Source organism: Nocardia miyunensis NBRC 108239, from assembly GCF_001613065.1.
Taxonomy (GTDB): Bacteria; Actinomycetota; Actinomycetes; order Mycobacteriales; family Mycobacteriaceae; genus Nocardia; species Nocardia miyunensis.
Genome location: NZ_BDBQ01000034.1, coordinates 1 through 17,593, shown reverse-complemented (window position 1 = coordinate 17,593; position 17,593 = coordinate 1). Strand labels below are relative to the sequence as shown.

Sequence of the window (17,593 nt, the reverse complement as noted above, 5' to 3'; positions counted from 1 at the left end):
GGAGCCAATCCGCACTGGACCTTACGTGCACAGTCGGCATCGCCATGGCGCGGACACTACGCGTTTCCGGCCACGCTGCGGTTTCTCGGAGCGGTATCCGTGGATGGGCCCGAGACCTGTTGGTAGCGGCCACATCTGACGTTATCGCCGAGCGGGCATGTCCTGGGCGGCGCGTCGATGTGGATGGCGCCGCGAGAGGCATCGTTCGGGCTCAGGGGGCCGGGGTGTGCGGATCGGGGGACTGGTATCCGACGATTCGCAGGGCTATGGCGGTGTAGCGTTCCGCGATCACGGCGGGGGGTAGGGGGCCGTCGATCTGGAACCAGCGGGCAATGGACTGGGCCATTCCCAGCAGGGCGCGGACCGTCTCGGGGATGTCGTCGACCGAGAAGACGCCGCTCGCGACGCCCTCGCTGACGAGGTCCATGGTCATGAGCTCGAGCGTCTTGCGGCTGGCCGCGTAGGTGGCACGGTTGTCCGGGGACAGGTGCCGCACCTCCGAGTCGAGATCGGATTGCCGGACCCGATGGGTCATGTTCAGCACCACGGCTTCGAAGAAATTGGTGAAACGCAGGACCGGGTCGACGCCGCCGTCTTCGATGGCGGCTCGGCAGCGGTTGATCAGGTCGTGAATCTGGCTGTCGAGTAGCGCCACCAGCAACGCTTCTTTGTTCTCGTAGTGGTAGTAGAGCGCGGGCACGGTCACGCCGACCCGGCGAGCCAGATCACGCACCGTGGTGCCGTGAAAGCCGTTCTCGTGGAAGGCGTTCAAGGCGTTCTCGAGGAAGGGGTCGAGCTGCACAGGTGCGAACTCCCGCCAGACCGCGGCGGTCGCTTGCGGCTGCTGAGGCATCGGCCCCTCCTCGGTTTCGTTGTGCGCCCGGCGGATCGCGCCGTCCAGGCGAATCACCTCGCCGTCAAGCATAGGGTTCGCGCTGCGTGAGATGCGGGTCACTAGCTTACTTAGCGCTCGCTAAGTACACTCGTTCCGAGTATCGGCGACGGAGAGGTATGGCAGCGATGGTGCGCACGCGGTTCTGTGAAGTGTTCGGAGTCGAGCACCCGATCGTCCAAGGCGGGATGCAGTGGGTCGGCCGTGCCGAACTGGTGTCGGCCGTGGCCAATGCGGGTGGGCTCGGCTTCATCACGGCGCTGACCCAGCCGACTCCGGACGATCTCGCCAAGGAGATCGTGCGTTGCCGCGAGATGACCGACAAGCCCTTCGGGGTGAATCTGACGATCCTGCCCTCGATCAAGCCGCCGCCGTACGCGGAGTACCGGGACGTGATCGTCGACTCCGGGGTGAAGGTGGTGGAGACGGCGGGGTTCAATCCGGCCGAGCACCTGCCCGCCTTCCAGGCCGGCGGGGTGAAGGTGCTGCACAAGTGCACGAGTGTGCGTCACGCGGTCAAGGCTCAGGAGCTGGGCGTGGACGGGATCTCCATCGATGGTTTCGAATGCGCCGGGCACCCGGGCGAGGACGACATTCCCGGGCTGGTGCTGATTCCCGCCGCGGCGGACAAGATCACCATCCCGATGGTCGCCTCCGGCGGTTTCGGCGACGCGCGCGGTCTGGTGGCGGCGCTGGCGCTCGGGGCCGACGGGATCAACATGGGCACCCGGTTCCTGGCGACCGTCGAAGCGCCGGTGCATGATTCGGTCAAGCGGCGCCTGGTCGAGGCGACCGAGCGGGACACCGACCTGATCTTCCGGCCGCTGGGCAACACCGCTCGGGTGGCGCGCAACGCGGTCAGTTCCGAGGTCGTATCCATTCTGGACAAGGGCGGCCAATTCGAGGACGTGCGGGAGTTGGTGGCCGGGGCGCGCGGGCGCAAGGTCTTCGAGACCGGTGAACTGGACCTCGGCATCTGGACCGCGGGCCTGGTGCAGGGGATCATCCGCGACGTCCCGACCGTGGCCGAGCTGATCGACCGGATCGTGCGTGAGGCACACGAACTCATTTCCGGCCGGTTGGCCGGTGCGCTGAACTGAGAGGAAACGGAATGGATATCGCGAACACGGTCGCGCTCGTCACCGGCGGCGCGTCGGGCCTGGGGCTGGCCACCGTACGGGCGCTGCACGGTGCGGGCGCGAAGGTCGTGATCGTGGACCTGCCCTCGTCGCAGGGCGAGACGGTCGCGAAGGAACTGGGCGACGGGGTCGTGTTCGCGGCGACCGACGTGACCGACGAGCAGCAGGTGGGCGCGGCGCTGGACAAGGCCGCGGAGCTGGGGCAGCTGCGGGTCGCGGTGAACTGCGCCGGTATCGGGAACGCGATCAAGACCGTCGGCAAGCAGGGCGCGTTCCCGCTGGCCGATTTCAGCAAGGTCGTCAACGTGAACCTGATCGGCACGTTCAATGTGATCCGGCTTGCGGCCGAACGGATCTCGCAGGCCGAGCCGGTGGGCGAGGAACGCGGCGTCATCATCAACACCGCGTCGGTCGCGGCGTTCGAAGGACAGATCGGGCAGGCGGCGTACTCGGCGTCCAAGGGTGGCATCGTCGGCATGACCCTGCCGATCGCACGCGATCTGGCGAGCCTGAAGATCCGCGTGGTGACGATCGCGCCGGGGCTGTTCCACACGCCGCTGCTGGCCGGTGCGCCGGAGCACGTGCTGAAGGCGCTGGGCGCTCAGGTGCCGCACCCCTCGCGGCTGGGTGATCCGAAGGAGTACGCCGCGCTGGCCGGGCACATCGTCGAGAATCCGATGCTCAACGGTGAGACCATCAGGCTCGACGGCGCCATCCGGATGACGCCCCGCTGACCGTTCGGACACGAGGTCGACGCGCGCTGCCCGGCGTGCGGTCGACTACTGGTCGACGGGCGCGCCGTCGAATACGGCGTTGCCCGACAACGCATTTCACGATGCTCGCGTCGGCCGGCGCGGGTGCCCCGCTGCGGTCGGATTCAGCAGGCCGCACTGGTCCTTGTCACTCGCTCGCTACGCATCGACTATCTCCTTGCTCGAGGATCACCCAGGCCGACAGTAACCTAATTCCTTTAGATATCGAGGTTATTCGGCGGAATGACCGTCATTGGTTACCGGCCGCCCTGGGGACGGGAAGAGTACTTAGCGAACGCTATATAAGCCCGGGGAATCGAGCCTACGATCGGAGGGCCAGCGAGGCAGTGGCGTCGAGAGGAGCAGGCGCGGTGGAAATCCGGCATCTCCGATATTTCGTTGCGGTGGCCGAGGAGGCGGGCTTCGCCCGTGCGGCCGAACGCGTGGCGATGGCGACCTCCCCGCTCAGCCGCCGGGTGCGCGACCTCGAACAGGAACTGGGCACCCCGTTGTTCGTGCGCGACTACCACCACGTCTCGCTGACCGAGGCAGGCCGCGCGCTGCTCCCGGAGGCTCGGGCGATCCTGGAACGGTTCGACGCCCTGCCCGAGCTGGTGCCGCGCGCGGCCGGCAGCGCGGTGGTCGTGATCGGCACCGCGCCCGAGGTGTCGCCGGATCTGCGCGCACGATTTCTCGACCTGATGCGGGTTCGCTGCCCCGGCCTGCTGGTCCGCCAGCGTCCGGCGAGCACGGGCCCGCTGGTGCGCGGCGTGACCAACGGCGAGGTGGATCTGGCGTTCGTGCACGGATCGATCGAGGACCGGCGGCTGGAATCCGTTCTCGTGGAGATCCAGCCGGTGCGGGTCGTGGTGGCGAAGGGGATCGGGTTCGACGGCCGGGAGTCGGTCGGTCTGGCCGAACTCGCCCACCTGCCGTACACGTTCCTCAAGGCCGCCGCTGCGCCATTCGTGGTGCAGTCGAGTGAAACCCTGTTGCGGCGGCACGGCGTGATGGGCCGCGCGCCGGTGAGCGGCAGTCACGCGGACCTGGTGCCTCGGGTGTCGGCGGGCGAGGCGTTCACGATCTGCGGGGCCCGCTTCGGCGCGACCCGCAATGTCTTCCTGAACGAGCCGGTGCTGTTCCTGGAATTCGAGCACGACCGGATTCGCTTGCACACCAACGCGGTCTGGCGTCCGGGCCGTGACCGCGCCCTGCACGGACTGCCGCGGCTGGTCCGTTCGCTGAGTACGTGACCGAAATGGTCACCTACACCTTGCCGCCCTGGTCGTGGACATTTCTCGCCTCCTGACTTTAATCTCGGAAACAGCGGAGAAACCGGACCTCCCGGTACACCGATCACCCGAATGGCGGTGTCGCCCCGCGAATCACCTGCCGCCACGGCGGCTTCGGACACATATGTCCCAAGGAGTCCTCATGTCTCGTGCAATCGCGCGTGCAGCCACGCCCATGGCAGTCGTCGTGACGTGTCTGGCCATCACCACCCTCGACGGGCTCGACCTCGCGATGTTCGGCGCCGTGCTACCGACGTTGCTGGAGAAGAAAGTCTGGGGGATAACGGCTATCGAGGCGGGGCTGGTCGGCAGTCTCTCGCTGATCGGCATGATGGTGGGCGCGATGCTCGCCGGGTATCTCATCGACCGCGTGGGACGGCGTCCGGTCGCGCTGATGTGCGTCGCCTGCTTCAGCGTGTTCACCGCACTCTGCGCGGTCGCGCCCAATCTGCCGCTGTTCGCCGCGTTCCGCCTGCTGGGTGGTCTCGGCTTCGGCGGCGGGCTGCCGACCGCGATCGCGCTGACGATGGAGTACGTCCCGCGCGAACGCAGGCAGTTCTACAACGGCGTGATCCAGACCGGGTTCACCATCGGCGGTGCGCTGGTGGCGATCCTGGCGATCTTCGTCGTGCCCGCGCTCGGCTGGCATGCGCTGTTCGCCTTCGGCGGCGTGATCGGGCTGGTGCTGCTGGCCATCGCGTTCCGGACTCTGCCCGAGTCGCTGGCGTTCCTCACCGGCCGCGGCCGCCACGACGAGGCCGCGGCCCTGGCCGCCAAGTACGGGGTGTCGAGTGCCTCGGAGTCCGGCGCGGCTCTCGTCGCGCGTTCCGCCGAACGGGTGTCGCCGCTGAAATCGCTGTTCGTCCCGGGATTCCGCACCGCGACAGTGCTTTTCCCGCTGGTGTCGTTCTGCGGGCTGCTGTGCGCCTACGGGATGAACACCTGGATCCCGCAGATCCTGCGCAGCAGCGGATACAACCTAGGGTCGGCGCTGACCTTCCTGCTCGCCTACTACGTCGGCAGCGGCGTGGGCATGGTGGTGCTCAGCGGTCTCGCGGACCAGTTCGGCCCGCGCCGGATCGTGGGCGGCGGCTTCGTGTGCTGTGGGATCGCGGTGGCCGTACTCGCGCTGCATCCGGCGCAGGCGGCGGTGTACGTGCTGGTGTTGCTGATCGGATTCTGCTCGGCCTCGCAGACGGCGCTGTCCGGCTTCGTCGGCGTCTACTATCCGCCGGCCGCGCGCGGCACCGCGCTCGGTCTGGCGGTGGGCCTGGGCCGGTTGGGTGGGGTCGTCGGGCCGATCATGGTCGGTGCGATCGTGGGCTCGTCGATGGGCTCGACCGGCACGTTCTACGCGTTCGCCGCGATCAGCGTCGTCGCGGCAGTGTTGACCGTGCTGGTTCCACGCGGTGGCCTGCTCGACCGTAGCCGGACGGCGGCGGGCGGCGCACTGACGGCGGAGGTCGCGTGATGCTGTTTCCCCGCGCTCTCGACGAGGTCACGCCGGATTGGCTCTCGGCCGCGCTCGCCGGACGTCATCCGGGCGTCCGGGTGCTGACCGCGACGCAGGACAAGGTGATCAGCGGGATGGCCACGAAGGTCCGCTTGCGCCTGACCTACAACGACATCGGTTGTGCCGCAAAGCTTCCGGACACGATGTGGCTCAAGACCGGGTTCGAGTCGCACAGCGAGCGCTCGGCCCTGCTCTACGCCGCGGAGGTGAACTTCTTCCGCGAGATCGCCCCGCTGGTGGCGGCGAACCTGCCCGCCACCTACTTCGAGGCGATCGACCCTGCCACAGGCAACGGCGTGCTGCTGCTCGAGGACCTGGAGCAGCGCGGGGTGCGGTTCGGGCACCCGCTCGAACCCGTCACCCCCGCCGTGGCCCGGTCGCTGCTGGACATCCTCGCGCGGCTGCACGCTCTGCCCACGACCACCGAGCCGGTGGGGCAGCTCGACTGGCTCAAACCCGGCGGTGCCATCCAGGCCGTCGACGTCGGCGCAGAATACCTCGGGTTCTGGGAGACCGCGGCGCGCCAACCGCGGTTCGCGTTCGTTCCCGAATCGCTGCGGGACCGTGCGCGAATTCGCTCGGCGCTGAAGCAGATGGAGGCCGACGACCGCGCCGAACCGGCGTGGCTGGTGCACGGGGATCCGCACCAGGGCAACGTCTTCTTCGATGCCGCGGGCAACGGCGGATTCCTCGACTGGCAGACCGTCGGCCTGGGCAGCTGGGCGTTCGACGTGGCCTATTTCCTGATCATGTCGCTGACCGTCGAGGACCGGCGTGCGCACGAGAAATCCCTGCTGCGCTACTACCTCGGCAGGCTGGCCGCGCACGCCGGCCGCGCGCCCGGCTACGACGAGGCGTTGCTGGCCTATCGCAGGCACGCGATCTGGTGCTTCATGACCGTGTTGTGCCCGGTCGAGCGGCAGCCGGAGGAGGTCTGCTCGGCCAACGCGGAGCGGACCTGCGCGGCGCTGTCGGACCTGCGGACGCTCGAGGCATTCACCCACTGAACGAGGAGGAAAAGTGCTCACGACCGAATTCGACCCCAGTGATCTCGAGGCGCACGAGCCGCCGGACGACGACGCACGCTGGCAGGAGAGTTTCTGTATCGTCTGGCACGACCCGGCTACCCGCAGCGGCGGCAACCACCACTTCAGTCTGTGGCGCAACCAGCGCCGGGCCGATATCTGGAGCTGGCTGGTGCTCGACGGTGTCGAGGCCGGGCGCGAGCAGGTCAACGAGATCGCCATCCCGGACGCCGGTTTCGAGGACTTCCGCGTCGGCGGGATGCGGCTGCGCAGCTACGGCGACTTCGGGAAGTTCCGGTTGGAACTGGACTACGGCACCGTCTGCGCCGCAATCGATTTCCGCGCCTATTCTCCGCCGGTCGAACTCGACTACGCCCGCGGCGGCGCGAGTCTGGGCAAGCGGCACATCGAGAGCCTCGGGGCCGTCGACGTGGAGGTCGGTGGCCGTCGGCTCAGCGGGGTCGCCTTCCAGGACCACTCGTGGGGAAATCGCGAACTCGGTCGAAACCCGGCTGGGCAGTTCATGTTCGCCGTATTCGGACCGGACCTGATGACCTCGGTCTACCTGCGCCAGACGCTGACCGGGCCGGACCAGGACGGCTGGATTCTGCGCAACGGCGTGCTGGAACCCGTTCGGCGCGCGACGATCTCCGCCTCGGTGGGCAACGACGGCCTGTTTCCCATTCGGAGTCGCTGCGACGTGTGGACCGCGACCGGCGGCACGCGGATCAACGGCGTCTTCCAGACCGGCGCGGTGGAGGGCGGCATCGGACTGCTCGCCGGTGACGGGCTGATGGAGTTCGAAACCGGCGGCAGGCTGGGTGGCGGGATGCTCGAACTCAAGCCGCTACGCGCGCCCCTGCCCGAGCATCAGCGGATCCTCAACCTCCCGTGACCTCGCTGAAAAACTATGGGCGCGAACCTATTCGGTTCCGAGTCGGCGTTGTCGGTCCCGGCCGGGGATCGCTTGGCCGGGTCGTGCTCATCGGCCCAGTTGTGCGTCGTCGACCTTGATCACGGTGCCGGTGACGAACTCCGAGGCCGGGGAGACGAGGTACCGCAACGTGGTGTCGAGCTGGGCCGGGTCACCGAGGCGTTTGCGGGGGAACGCCTCGCTCGGGTCACCCACTCGCTCGATCATGCCGTCCATCATCTCGGTCGAGAACGCGCCGGGTGCGATCGCGTTGACGTTGATGCCGTGCCGCGCCCATTCCACCGCGAGCGTCTCGGTCATCCGGTTCACCGCCGCCTTCGTCGTCGAGTACAGCGCGGCCGCGTTGCCGTGGTAGTCGAAGGAACCCATCGAGGAGATGTTCACGATCCGGCCCCCGCGCTTCGCGGCGATGAGCCGCTTCGCCACCTCGCAGGACAGCACGAACGGGCCGCGCAGGTTCGTGTCGATCACGGCATCGATGAGCTCCAGCGGCATCTTGTGCGGCCGCATCGCGTCGTTGATGCCCGCGTTGTTCACCAGCACGGTGACCAGCCCGAACATCGACTCGACCGCGTCCAGCGCGGCGGGCAGGGCGTGGGCGTCGGCGATGTCGAACGGAACCGCCGCACACCGGCCGCGGGAGTCGGTGATCTCCTGCGCGACCTCCTTCAGCCGGTCGGCCCGGCGGCCACTGACGACGACCTGCGCACCCGCCTCCGCCAGCACCGCGGCGAACCGCCGCCCCAGCCCGGAACCGGCACCCGTGACGAGCGCGATCTCGCCGGTGAGTTCCCTGTCTCCGGAATTCGCGGTCACCGCGGTCTCCTCTCTGATAGTTTATCTAGAGATGTTAGGTTTTCGATCTCGCCGTGCAACGAGTTTCCGTCATCGATCCCGTACCTACCCACCCGGCTCGCGGACGTTCCGTCGAATGCTCGGGCTACCACGGTAGGAGGCCGAGTGCCGTATCCCGCCCTCGAGAGTCGTCGTGTGGGGCCGGAACTCGGATCCGGCATCCTCGAGATCCATCGGCCTCGGCAGCGCCTGTAGGTAGCGCGGGATGCGTGGACGTTGACGCCGTTGTTCCGGCGATCACCGAAAGACGCAGCGCTGCAGGGCGATACGGGGAAGACCCGACAGCCGGGCCGAATCTCGTCGAGACGCCGACTTCATCCCCGGGTTTGCCGGAGTCCCGCCTGAGTCAGGCCGATACGATTTCGAAGACCGGGTGTGTGCGGGCGTTGTCGAGGAATTGCTGTGGCGAGGAGTCCATATCCACATCCAGGTAGGGCAGCACGAAGAACCGCCGATACAGCGCCACAACGGGTTTCGGAACGCGTGGTGGCCCGGACGTCAGCGACGCCCGGAATATCCGGGCCGCGTGATCGGCGGACAATTCCACGGCCGTCACGGTCTCGACGTGTTTGCCGTGGCGCAGTGCCGCTTTCCCTTGTGCCGCACGCAGATTACGCACCCAGTTCACCGTTCCGTAGGACGCCACCAGGTATCGCCGGTCGTCTTGTTCGAACACTGCCAGCGGCGTCTCGATCGCGCGCCCGGTGCGACGCCCGGGCACCGTGAGGACGCGGAAAGTCCACATCGGAAATCCAGCGCGTATCACCATCCGCATCCACGCGTTGGACGCCTTCACACCCCACGATGCTCGATACGGCTTGGCCATGAACCCGAGCGTCCGCCTCTCCGTCATCGAAGGCAAGCAGGCGCACGGCTGTGATCGGAGCCGTCCCACCAGTCACGACAGTCGGTGGCGTTCGCCGCCGAATTGCGGAACCATTGATCTCATCTCCAGCACGACCCTTCCGGTGTGGCCCGTCCGCGATCGAAGGAGGCGTCATGAGCAGGGAACCGAACCACAACGGTCAGCCGGACTTCGAAGCGCTGTACCGTGACGCGCCGCCGGAGCAGGCTGCTCCCGCATTGATCCCCTGGGACATCGGTGGTCCACAGCCGGTGGTGCAGCAGTTGGTGGCCTACGGCGCTGTGCGGGGCGAGGTGCTCGACCCCGGAACCGGCCCGGGACATCACGCGATCCACTACGCGTCCAAGGGCTATTCGGCCACCGGGATCGACGCGTCCCCGACCGCGATCGAGCGGGCCAAGCGCAATGCGGAGCGCGCCGGGGTGCGGGTGGACTTCCAGGTGGCCGATGCCACCCGACTCGAGGGGCTGGAGGCCCGCTTCGACACCGTGGTCGACAGCGCCTTCTACCACGTGTTCCTCGACGACGAAGAAATCCAGACCCGATACGCGCAGGCCCTGCATCGGGCCACCAAACCGGGGGCGCGACTGTTCATGTTCGAAATCGGCCGCCACAACGTCAACGGCCTTCAGCCCGAAGGTTTGCCGGCGGAGAATTTCGACCGGGTGCTGCCCGCGGCCGGATGGCGCATCGACCACCTGGGAACCGCCACCTACCTGGGCACCTTCAGTCCGGAGACGTTCGCTCATCTCACCAAGGAGATGGGCGAAGGCTCCGGATGGGCCGAGCGGATGCAGCCGATGCTGGAACAACTCCAGACCATAGGGCCGCTGCTGAAGAACAATCGGGTGCACCTGCCCGTGTGGGCCGTGACCGCCACCCGCCTCGACTGACCCTTCCCAGCTGCCGCCACCGCCTCTATTTGGCTGAAGCTCCCGAACGCGGGGCAAACCGCTGCTGGTAGCAGGCGGACGCTGCCCTTCGAAGTGAGCACGATCCCGCGGTAGCGATCCGCAATCTAGCAACGCTAGACAGTCTAGCGGACGAATGTTACCGTTGCTTCAGTTTCTAGCGCCGTTAGAATTCACTGAGGAGTAAACGAGATGACCTTCACCGTCAACGAACAGCAGTTCCTCGCGGAGGCCGGGATCGGTCGGCTGGCCACGGTGTCGCCCGACGGCGTTGTGCAGAACAACCCGACCAGCTATCGGGTGAACGCCGACGGCACGATCGACATCGGGGGCATGCGGATGCGTGCCAGTCGAAAGTACCGCAACGTCGAGGCGGGCAGCCGGGTGTCGTTCGTCATCGACCAACAGGTCTCATTGGAGCCCTACGTGATTCGCGGCATCGAGGTGCGCGGCACGGCCGAGGCGCTCGACGACCAGGAGCCGCCGTTCCAACCCCAGGAACGCGCCGTCATCCGAATCCACCCCGAACGGATCATCTCCTGGGGCATCGACGGAGGATCCTTCGACTTCACCAGTCGCGCCGCCGAGTAGTCAGGCGACCCCACGGGAAAGGCCGTCACCGACCGCCCGTTTCGGAATCGGAGGCCGCCCGGTATCGGTTGCCGTCGCCGCGCATCGGCTCGCGAATCCCGCGTGGCTGTGGATCTGCGGCGGCGGCGCGGTTCCCGCGAATCCCGGTGCGGCCCGGCGCATCGCGGGCACGGCGTTGAGGACCTGCATCGCGGTGGCGACGTCGGCGGCACGGACATGCTCGGGCAGATCGGCGGGGCGGGTGAAGCTGGCCGGCGCGATGAAATGGGTGCGCGGTCGCAGCCACGAGCGTGAATTTCGTTGCGGCACTGACGGGTGTCGGCCGCAATATCGTCGGTTCGCCGCTGGTGACAGCGTTTTCGGCGTCGGCTCGACACTCGTCACCCGGGGGCCGCGCCGGGCGAGCACTGCCGGTATGCCAAGCGCGACGACGAGCCGGATCGTCAAGCGCAACAGCGGTATCCGGATGTCCACACTGTGGAAGTAGGCCTGGTGGTCGTAGACCGATTCGCCAGCCGAACCGTCGCGGTGCGAACCGGTGTCATCGAAGCGGGAACGGCCGACCGTGTTCCTGGTCCGGTCGGGGGCCGAAAATTCGCCGATCTGCCTCGGTGATCCGGACGTCGTTGATGCTGGCCTCCCGGCGGCACATCAAACCCTCGGCAGTGAATTCCCAGAGTTCGTTGCCGTAACTTCGCCACCACTGATCCGCCGAGTCGTGGAACCTGGAGCAGATCGGTTGCGCCGGTGGATGTTTCGGGTGTGGATGATGCTCTTGTACGGACACGCGCAAGCTTTTCAGTGCGGCGGGTCCAGATCGGCAGGAAACATTTCCGCACGTGAGGAATGCATTCGCATCGGTTGGTTTCGATTCGATAAACTCTCCGGCATATTCACGGTCTTCGACGTATCGTCTGTTCCGGAGAAAAAGTGCTCAGCGTTATCCACTCTCCACGCGTGGCCACAGGCCTTTGCCCAGACGAAAACCGAAGTCGCCCCTGTAGATCGGCGCTTTACCGTCTGATGGCTGCGCGATTGCGACGAGAGTGGCCCGGCAGCGGTGCACCGGACAACGGTCCCTGCAAGCCGGTGAATCCTACGCACACCTGATATTTCCACACCACGGTTCGCGAAATCCCCGACGATACCCGCACGAATGGCGGCGGGTATTCCGAAGGTCGAGTCGGCTGATCATGGAAGGAGATTCTCCGTGCATTACCCGCGTGTTTTCGACATTCGCTTCATCAGTGCCGCAGCCGCGATCACCGCGGTCTCCGTGATGATGATCGCGCCCGCCGCACAGGCCCATAACGGCCACGACTGGGATGCGGTCGCCGCCTGCGAAAGCGGCGGAAACTGGAGCGCCGACACCGGCAACGGCTACTTCGGCGGCCTCCAGATCGCCCGCAGCACATGGGGAGCCGCCGGCGGCACAGGGTCACCCGCACAAGCCAGCCGCGACGAACAGATTCGCATCGCCGAAACCGTCCTCGCCACCCACGGCCGCGGCGCATGGCCGGTCTGCGGCGCATATCTCTGACGGACGACGCGAAGTCCCGGCGGACCGGATTCCACCCGGCACCGCCGGGACCACGCGCACCGCGACACTGCTACGCGGGCGGGATGCTCTGTTCGTACTGGAAGACGTTGTGCGGGTCGTATTTCGCCTTGATCTTGCGCAGCCGCTCGAAATGCGGGCTCCCCCAGTAGGCGGTCTGCCACTCCTGCATTCCGATGTTCGGCACGTTGACGTAGGCGCCGTCCGTGTAGGGTCGCAGCGTCTGGCTGAACTCGGCGGTCCAGGCCTGGGCCTGCGAGGTCAGTGGGTCGACGACGCCTGGTTGTGTCGAACGAGTGCCCCAGGCTGCGCCGATCTCACCGTAGAAGAGCGCGTCGCGATGCGCGAACGCCGTGCCGCCTGGGGGCTCCTTCTCGAGTGCTCCACCGAAGGCATCGACGAAGTAGTTGCTGTCCTCTGTGGGAGCGTTTCGCATGAAGTCGCCGATGATGTCGATCGCCTTCTTCGGAAACGGCTCTTTTACGAACTGCGAGAAGAACTTCCAGTTCGCGGGCTCTCGCGCGAGCGGGACCTGGGCACCAGCGAAGAAGTCGCCCCAGTTACCGACCCGCACCGTGACATCGGGCGTGCCGACCGACAGGATCGGAGCGAGCATCGCTCTGGCCTGTGCCCCTGCCCCTTCCACGAGCCACGCGGACAGCAGGATCTGGGACTTGTGGATCTCCAGCTCGGATCCCAGACGGCTGTCGGCGGACGGCACCGTGCGCTGCCATGCCTCGAAGACCCCGTTCAGGTCACCGAGTCCATCCCATGTCGCCTGCACATAGGCGAGATGGTCGAGCGGATACACCTTGTAGGTCAGTTGTGTGACGATCCCGAAGTTGCCGTTTCCCGCTCCGCGCAGTGCCCAGAGCAGGTCCGAGTGGTGTTGCGAGTCCGCGTTGAGCACCTCGGCGCAGTCGTGACCCGACGGGACGACGACCTCGGCCGCCATCAGGCTGTCGCAGGCCATGCCGAGCCAGCGGTTGAGGGGCCCGAGGCCACCACCGAGCGTTGCGCCGCACAGGCTCACGCTGCCCTCGCTTCCGGTTGTGACCGCGAAGTTCTGCTTCGCGAGCGTCGTCACCGCTTCCAGTTGGTTCAGCCCGGCGCCGACCGTCGCGATACGGGCGCCGGGGTCGATCTGGACCGATTTCAGCTGGCTGACGTCGATGACGATGCCGTTGTCGACGTTCGACCAGCCTTCGAGGGCGTGGCGGCCGCTGCGCACCCGCAGCGCGATGTCGTGCTGCCGCGCCCACGTGAGGGCGTTCACCACGTCCCGGGTTTCCTGTGCGAAGGCGATGACCAGCGGATAGTGCGAAAAGAGCTGATCCCAGCCGAGCCGCGCATCCGTGTACGAGGCGTCACCGGGGCGGACGATGTGGCCGGTCAGCGTCGCGGGCGGGCATCCCGGGTTTTCACTCGGGTGGCCCGCGGCCACGATTCCCGGGGCGCTCGCACCCGCGATATCCGGCGTGTCCGCGGCCGTGAGACCCGAGGCGACGACTGCTCCGACGCCAGCGGCTGCCGACGTCCTGAGCAGGTCACGGCGAGAAAGATCGTTCAAGGTCAGATCCTCTCAATCGGTCTACGCCAGGAGTGAATCAGCGGATCCCGTCATCGAGATGGGTACGGCCCCGCAAAACATTCGGCACCACATCACGACCATCGATATCGAATTCTTCGATGAAACGCGCGCCGAGACCGACGCCTACTTCATTGTCTACTACAACCCGCGGTCAGTGCTCGGCGTCCTGCTGGCACGCGGGGCACAAACCATGCAGGGTGAGTCCGGCGGTATCGGGCAGGGCGAAATGGCTACCGGTGCGTGCTTCGGCCAGGGCCGCGGTGAGATGCTCGGACGGGACCTCGTTGATCGCGCCGCATCGGGTGCAGACCGCGTGGTGGTGCGGGATGTCGGTGGGGCCGTAGCTGGTGATCCGTTCGTCGATCACCAAGGCGTGCAACACGTTTGCCTCGACCAGGGTCGAGACGGTGCGGTAGACGGTGGTGAGGTCGACATCGTGGCCCGTGGCGGTCAGGCTCTGCTGGATCTGCGCGACGGTCAGGTGCCCGTGATCGCGGGAGCGACCCAGCACCGAGAGCACGGCCAGCCGTGGTGCGGTGCAGCGGAGTCCGTGACTGCGCAGCAGCCGCCGGGCGTGCTGCTCACCGACCGGTGTCGGAGCGTGGGAATGGTGCGACGCGCTCGCCATATGCACAGTCTGCCGCCTCGAGCCGGTCGCCCGCCAACTCTGTTCTTGCCAATGAGTTGCATCTACGCCACGGGTGGGTTTACCTTCGACGAATTCGGTTCGTCTGGAGAGGGCACATCGTGACGTCGACAATTCCTAGGCCCTTCCGTTTCGTGACCGATCGTCTGGTGTTGACTCGCCGGGAATGGTCGCGGCTGGCCGTGATGGCCGGGGTGATCGTCGCGCTGCATGTGCTGGGCTGGTTCAGCCTGGTCGGGCTCGTCGCCCCGCAGCATTTCAGCGTGGGCGAGCGCACCCTGGGGATCGGTGTCGGCCTGACCGCCTACACCCTGGGTATGCGCCACGCTTTCGATGCCGACCACATCGCCGCGATCGACAACACCACCCGCAAACTCATGCATGACGGGCAGCGGCCCCTGTCGGTGGGGTTCTTCTTCTCCCTCGGGCATTCCAGCGTCGTGTTCGCTCTGGCATTGCTGCTGTCGGTCGGGGTCAAGGCCGTCGTCGGGCCGGTCGAGAACGACTCCTCGGCCCTGCATCACTACACCGGCCTGATCGGCACCACCGTGTCCGGCACGTTCCTCTACATCATCGCCATCCTGAATATCGCTGTGCTGGTGGGCATCCTGCGCGTATTCCGGCGTATGCGCACCGGGCAGTTCGACGAAACCGAGCTGGAAAACCAACTCGCGCAACGGGGTTTGGTGAACCGGCTGCTGGGCCCGGTGATGAAATCGGTCACCAGGCCGTGGCAGATGTATCCGATCGGCCTGCTGTTCGGCTTGGGTTTCGATACCGCGACCGAGGTGGCGCTGTTGGTCCTGGCCGGAACCAGTGCGGCGGCCGGGCTGCCCTGGTACGCGATTCTGTGCCTGCCGATCCTGTTCGCCGCGGGTATGAGTCTGCTGGACACCATCGATGGCAGCTTCATGAACTTCGCCTACGGCTGGGCGTTCGCCAAACCGGTGCGCAAGGTCTTCTACAACATCACGATCACCGCGCTGTCGGTCGTGGTCGCGCTTCTCATCGGCACCGTCGAACTTCTCGGGCTGCTCGCCGACCAATTCGGCTGGACCGGTGGATTTTTCGCCTGGATCAGCGCCCTGGACCTCAATCTCCTCGGCTACCTCATCGTCGGCCTGTTCGTCCTCACCTGGGCCATCGCCGTGCTCACCTGGCGCTACGGGCGCATCGAAGAGAAATGGACGGCCGGCCTGCAACCCCGAACCGATACCGAGGGCTGACCGGTCGCCACGCCGCAGCCGCGCCGGCCTGTTTGAACATCCGGGATCGTGGGCATCGCCAGATGGCGTCACACCGGCGCGGCAATTGCGTCGCCGCAACACTGTTAGGGAGCTTGCCATGGGCATCATCACCATGATCGTCATCGGATTGATCGCCGGCGCGATCGCTCGCCTGCTGATCCCGGGGCGCCAGCACATCGGCTGGCTGGCGACCATCGTCGTGGGCATCGTGGGTAGCTACGTCGGCGGCACCCTCGGCAGCCTGGTGTTCGCGCCACACGTTTTCAGCGTGCACCCGCCGGTGCATCACCTGTTCCTCGGATCGATCGTCGGGGCGGTGATCGTGCTTCTCATTTTCAACATGTTCCGGGCGCGACGGTGACCGTCGGCGGTGTCGGTACGGAATGTTTGACCGGTGCGAAAACCGGTCATTGCCGGAGGGTTCCGTGACGAAGGCGGCACAGCCGCAGGAGGAAAACCACGTGGAGTCGGTGATGTTCTCGATCGCAGTCGTGCTGGGTGTCGCGGCTGTGCTGGTGATCGCGGTCTACGGCAGTATGGCGTTGAGCCGACAGCGCCGGATACAGGCCGCTTTCCGAGGTGTGAGCGGCACGCGGGACACGATGGACGTGCGGCGCGTCCCGAAGGTCGACCTTGCGATGTGATCCGGACGAACCGGAGAACGAGTCGGCCGCCCCGCTGTCCGCCACGCCCTGCGCGTGTGGCTGGAGCGGCGTTCGATGGTCGCCGAGCAAGTCGGCGACATCCTGCTGGCCGTCGACGAGGCCTGTGCCAATGCCGTCGAGCATGGTCACCGCGACCGTGGCGGCCTCGTATCGGTGACCGCCCGTGTCGAGGATGACGAACTGCACCTCGTCGTCGCCGACCGGGGCAGGTGGAAGCCGCGGGGTGCGGATGCCGACCCGGCACGCGGGCGCGGGCCGACGATCATCCACGCACTGGTTCCCGACGTCGTCGTGACGACCGGCGACGCCGGGACGGTCGTGGAAATGCGGTCGCCGATCCGCAGAGGACGCAGCCGGACGTCCGCTCGATGCGATCGCGGATCAGTCCGGTAGAGCCTGATCGCGCAGAGTTTTCAGAGTTTTCGAAAGAATCCGTGACACCTGCATCTGCGAGCATCCGAGCTGGTCGGCGATCTCCTGTTGCGACATCGAACCGTAGAACCGCATGGTCAGCACCCGGCGCTCTCGGTCCGGTAACGCATCGAGCAGTGGCGCGACGGCCAGGTAGCTCTCGATGACCTCGAACTCCGGTTCCTCGGCGCCGAGGGTGTCCAGCGGGGTGCGCGCGGTGGACGTGCCGTCATCGCTGTCGTTGCCGTCCAGCGACGAGGTCTGGTAGGCGTTGCGGGCGACCAGCGCCTGGGTCACCTCGGCGAGGTCGACCCCGAGTTCGGCGGCGATCTCACGAGCCCTGGGCACCCGGCCCAGCCGTTGGGTCAGCGCGTCGGACGCCGGTCCCAGCTTGCCCTGAATCTCCTTGAGCCGCCGCGGAACTCGCACTGCCCAGGCGTGGTCGCGAAAGTACCGTCGCACCTCGCCCATCACGGTCGGCACCGCGTAGCCGAGGAATGTCGAGCCGAAGTCGGGATCGAAGCGGTCCACCGCCACGACCAGACCAACCCGGGCGACCTGCAGCAGATCTTCGAAATTCTCTCCGCGGCCGGTGAATTTGCGGGCGATGTGCTCGGCCACCGGCAGGCAGCGGGCGATGATCTCCTCGCGTAGCCGCTGGCGTTGTGGATCGTCGGGGGACAGTGCGGCCAGTTCGGTGAACAGC

General features: G+C 66.7%; 19 protein-coding genes and 2 pseudogenes. 13 read left to right on the top strand and 8 right to left on the bottom strand.

Annotated features, from left to right (window positions below; translation table 11 throughout):
• Positions 1-211 precede the first annotated feature (211 nt).
• On the bottom strand, positions 212-853 hold the full coding sequence (locus tag NM2_RS13640) for a TetR/AcrR family transcriptional regulator (RefSeq protein ID WP_067668669.1): 642 nt from the start codon (positions 851-853) through the stop codon (positions 212-214).
• Between the two features lie 167 nt (positions 854-1,020).
• On the opposite strand from NM2_RS13640, the gene NM2_RS13635 reads away from it, so the two are divergent.
• The 6 genes from NM2_RS13635 (at position 1,021) to NM2_RS13610 (ending at position 7,508) form a co-directional block, all read left to right on the top strand.
• Positions 1,021-1,992 carry an NAD(P)H-dependent flavin oxidoreductase gene (locus NM2_RS13635; protein WP_067668668.1) on the top strand — a complete coding sequence of 324 codons (972 nt, stop codon included), beginning with the start codon at positions 1,021-1,023 and terminating at the stop codon, positions 1,990-1,992.
• An 11-nt stretch (positions 1,993-2,003) separates the two neighbouring features.
• Positions 2,004-2,765: a 3-hydroxyacyl-CoA dehydrogenase gene (locus tag NM2_RS13630; RefSeq protein WP_067668395.1), complete on the top strand. Its 762-nt coding sequence runs from the start codon at positions 2,004-2,006 to the stop codon at positions 2,763-2,765.
• A 389-nt stretch (positions 2,766-3,154) separates the two neighbouring features.
• On the top strand, positions 3,155-4,036 hold the full coding sequence (locus NM2_RS13625) for a LysR family transcriptional regulator (RefSeq protein WP_067668393.1): 882 nt from the start codon (positions 3,155-3,157) through the stop codon (positions 4,034-4,036).
• A 181-nt stretch (positions 4,037-4,217) separates the two neighbouring features.
• Entirely contained in the window at positions 4,218-5,546 is a 1,329-nt protein-coding gene (locus NM2_RS13620; RefSeq protein ID WP_245718011.1) for an MFS transporter, read from the top strand.
• Positions 5,546-6,595 (top strand): phosphotransferase, encoded by a 1,050-nt coding sequence (locus NM2_RS13615; RefSeq protein ID WP_067668389.1) that lies wholly within the window; start codon positions 5,546-5,548, stop codon positions 6,593-6,595. Before NM2_RS13620 ends, NM2_RS13615 begins: the two co-directional genes overlap by 1 nt.
• Positions 6,596-6,608: 13 nt before the next feature.
• Positions 6,609-7,508 (top strand): DUF7064 domain-containing protein, encoded by a 900-nt coding sequence (locus NM2_RS13610; RefSeq protein ID WP_067668387.1) that lies wholly within the window; start codon positions 6,609-6,611, stop codon positions 7,506-7,508.
• Between the two features lie 87 nt (positions 7,509-7,595).
• Here the strand turns inward: NM2_RS13610 and NM2_RS13605 are convergent, their stop codons facing one another.
• The gene (locus NM2_RS13605) at positions 7,596-8,363 is read right to left on the bottom strand and encodes an SDR family NAD(P)-dependent oxidoreductase (protein WP_157121070.1); all 768 of its coding nucleotides are present in this window, start codon (positions 8,361-8,363) and stop codon (positions 7,596-7,598) included.
• Between the two features lie 385 nt (positions 8,364-8,748).
• Entirely contained in the window at positions 8,749-9,228 is a 480-nt protein-coding gene (locus NM2_RS13600) for a nitroreductase family deazaflavin-dependent oxidoreductase (RefSeq protein ID WP_067668383.1), read from the bottom strand.
• 173 nt (positions 9,229-9,401) lie between these two features.
• Between NM2_RS13600 and NM2_RS13595 the strand changes: the two genes are divergently transcribed.
• Both NM2_RS13595 and NM2_RS13590 read left to right on the top strand, forming a co-directional pair.
• Complete coding sequence (locus tag NM2_RS13595; RefSeq protein WP_084530924.1) at positions 9,402-10,160, top strand: class I SAM-dependent methyltransferase; 759 nt, start codon at positions 9,402-9,404, stop codon at positions 10,158-10,160.
• A 210-nt stretch (positions 10,161-10,370) separates the two neighbouring features.
• Positions 10,371-10,769: a PPOX class F420-dependent oxidoreductase gene (locus tag NM2_RS13590; protein WP_067668381.1), complete on the top strand. Its 399-nt coding sequence runs from the start codon at positions 10,371-10,373 to the stop codon at positions 10,767-10,769.
• Here the strand turns inward: NM2_RS13590 and NM2_RS13585 are convergent, their stop codons facing one another.
• Together NM2_RS13585 and NM2_RS51580 are read right to left on the bottom strand one after the other, a co-directional pair.
• Positions 10,770-11,078, bottom strand: a complete 309-nt coding sequence (locus NM2_RS13585) for a hypothetical protein (RefSeq protein ID WP_067668379.1) — start codon at positions 11,076-11,078, stop codon at positions 10,770-10,772. It abuts the gene before it with no gap.
• A gap of 232 nt (positions 11,079-11,310) precedes the next feature.
• Positions 11,311-11,493, bottom strand: a pseudogene (locus tag NM2_RS51580) (DUF1348 family protein); the annotation flags it as partial.
• Between the two features lie 555 nt (positions 11,494-12,048).
• On the opposite strand from NM2_RS51580, the gene NM2_RS13575 reads away from it, so the two are divergent.
• Complete coding sequence (locus NM2_RS13575) at positions 12,049-12,309, top strand: transglycosylase family protein (protein WP_084530964.1); 261 nt, start codon at positions 12,049-12,051, stop codon at positions 12,307-12,309.
• Positions 12,310-12,379: 70 nt separating this feature from the next.
• Here the strand turns inward: NM2_RS13575 and NM2_RS13570 are convergent, their stop codons facing one another.
• Both NM2_RS13570 and NM2_RS13565 read right to left on the bottom strand, forming a co-directional pair.
• Positions 12,380-13,897: an FAD-binding oxidoreductase gene (locus tag NM2_RS13570; protein ID WP_067668377.1), complete on the bottom strand. Its 1,518-nt coding sequence runs from the start codon at positions 13,895-13,897 to the stop codon at positions 12,380-12,382.
• A gap of 172 nt (positions 13,898-14,069) precedes the next feature.
• A complete protein-coding gene (locus NM2_RS13565) occupies positions 14,070-14,546 on the bottom strand; it encodes a Fur family transcriptional regulator (protein WP_084530920.1) in 477 nt (158 codons plus the stop codon).
• Positions 14,547-14,665: 119 nt separating this feature from the next.
• Between NM2_RS13565 and nicT the strand changes: the two genes are divergently transcribed.
• From nicT to NM2_RS13545, 4 genes and pseudogenes are all read left to right on the top strand, one after another.
• The gene (nicT, locus tag NM2_RS13560; protein WP_439956869.1) at positions 14,666-15,790 is read left to right on the top strand and encodes a Nickel transporter NicT; all 1,125 of its coding nucleotides are present in this window, start codon (positions 14,666-14,668) and stop codon (positions 15,788-15,790) included.
• Between the two features lie 118 nt (positions 15,791-15,908).
• The gene (locus NM2_RS13555; protein ID WP_067668375.1) at positions 15,909-16,172 is read left to right on the top strand and encodes a GlsB/YeaQ/YmgE family stress response membrane protein; all 264 of its coding nucleotides are present in this window, start codon (positions 15,909-15,911) and stop codon (positions 16,170-16,172) included.
• Positions 16,173-16,236: 64 nt separating this feature from the next.
• Positions 16,237-16,455 carry a hypothetical protein gene (locus NM2_RS13550; RefSeq protein WP_067668373.1) on the top strand — a complete coding sequence of 73 codons (219 nt, stop codon included), beginning with the start codon at positions 16,237-16,239 and terminating at the stop codon, positions 16,453-16,455.
• Positions 16,456-16,500: 45 nt separating this feature from the next.
• Positions 16,501-16,869 (top strand): annotated as a pseudogene (locus NM2_RS13545) (ATP-binding protein); the annotation flags it as partial.
• Here the strand turns inward: NM2_RS13545 and NM2_RS13540 are convergent.
• Positions 16,858-17,592, bottom strand: coding sequence for an RNA polymerase sigma factor SigF (locus tag NM2_RS13540; RefSeq protein WP_157121068.1), 735 nt, complete (start codon positions 17,590-17,592; stop codon positions 16,858-16,860). The pseudogene NM2_RS13545 and the gene NM2_RS13540 overlap by 12 nt on opposite strands.
• Position 17,593: the final 1 nt, after the last annotated feature.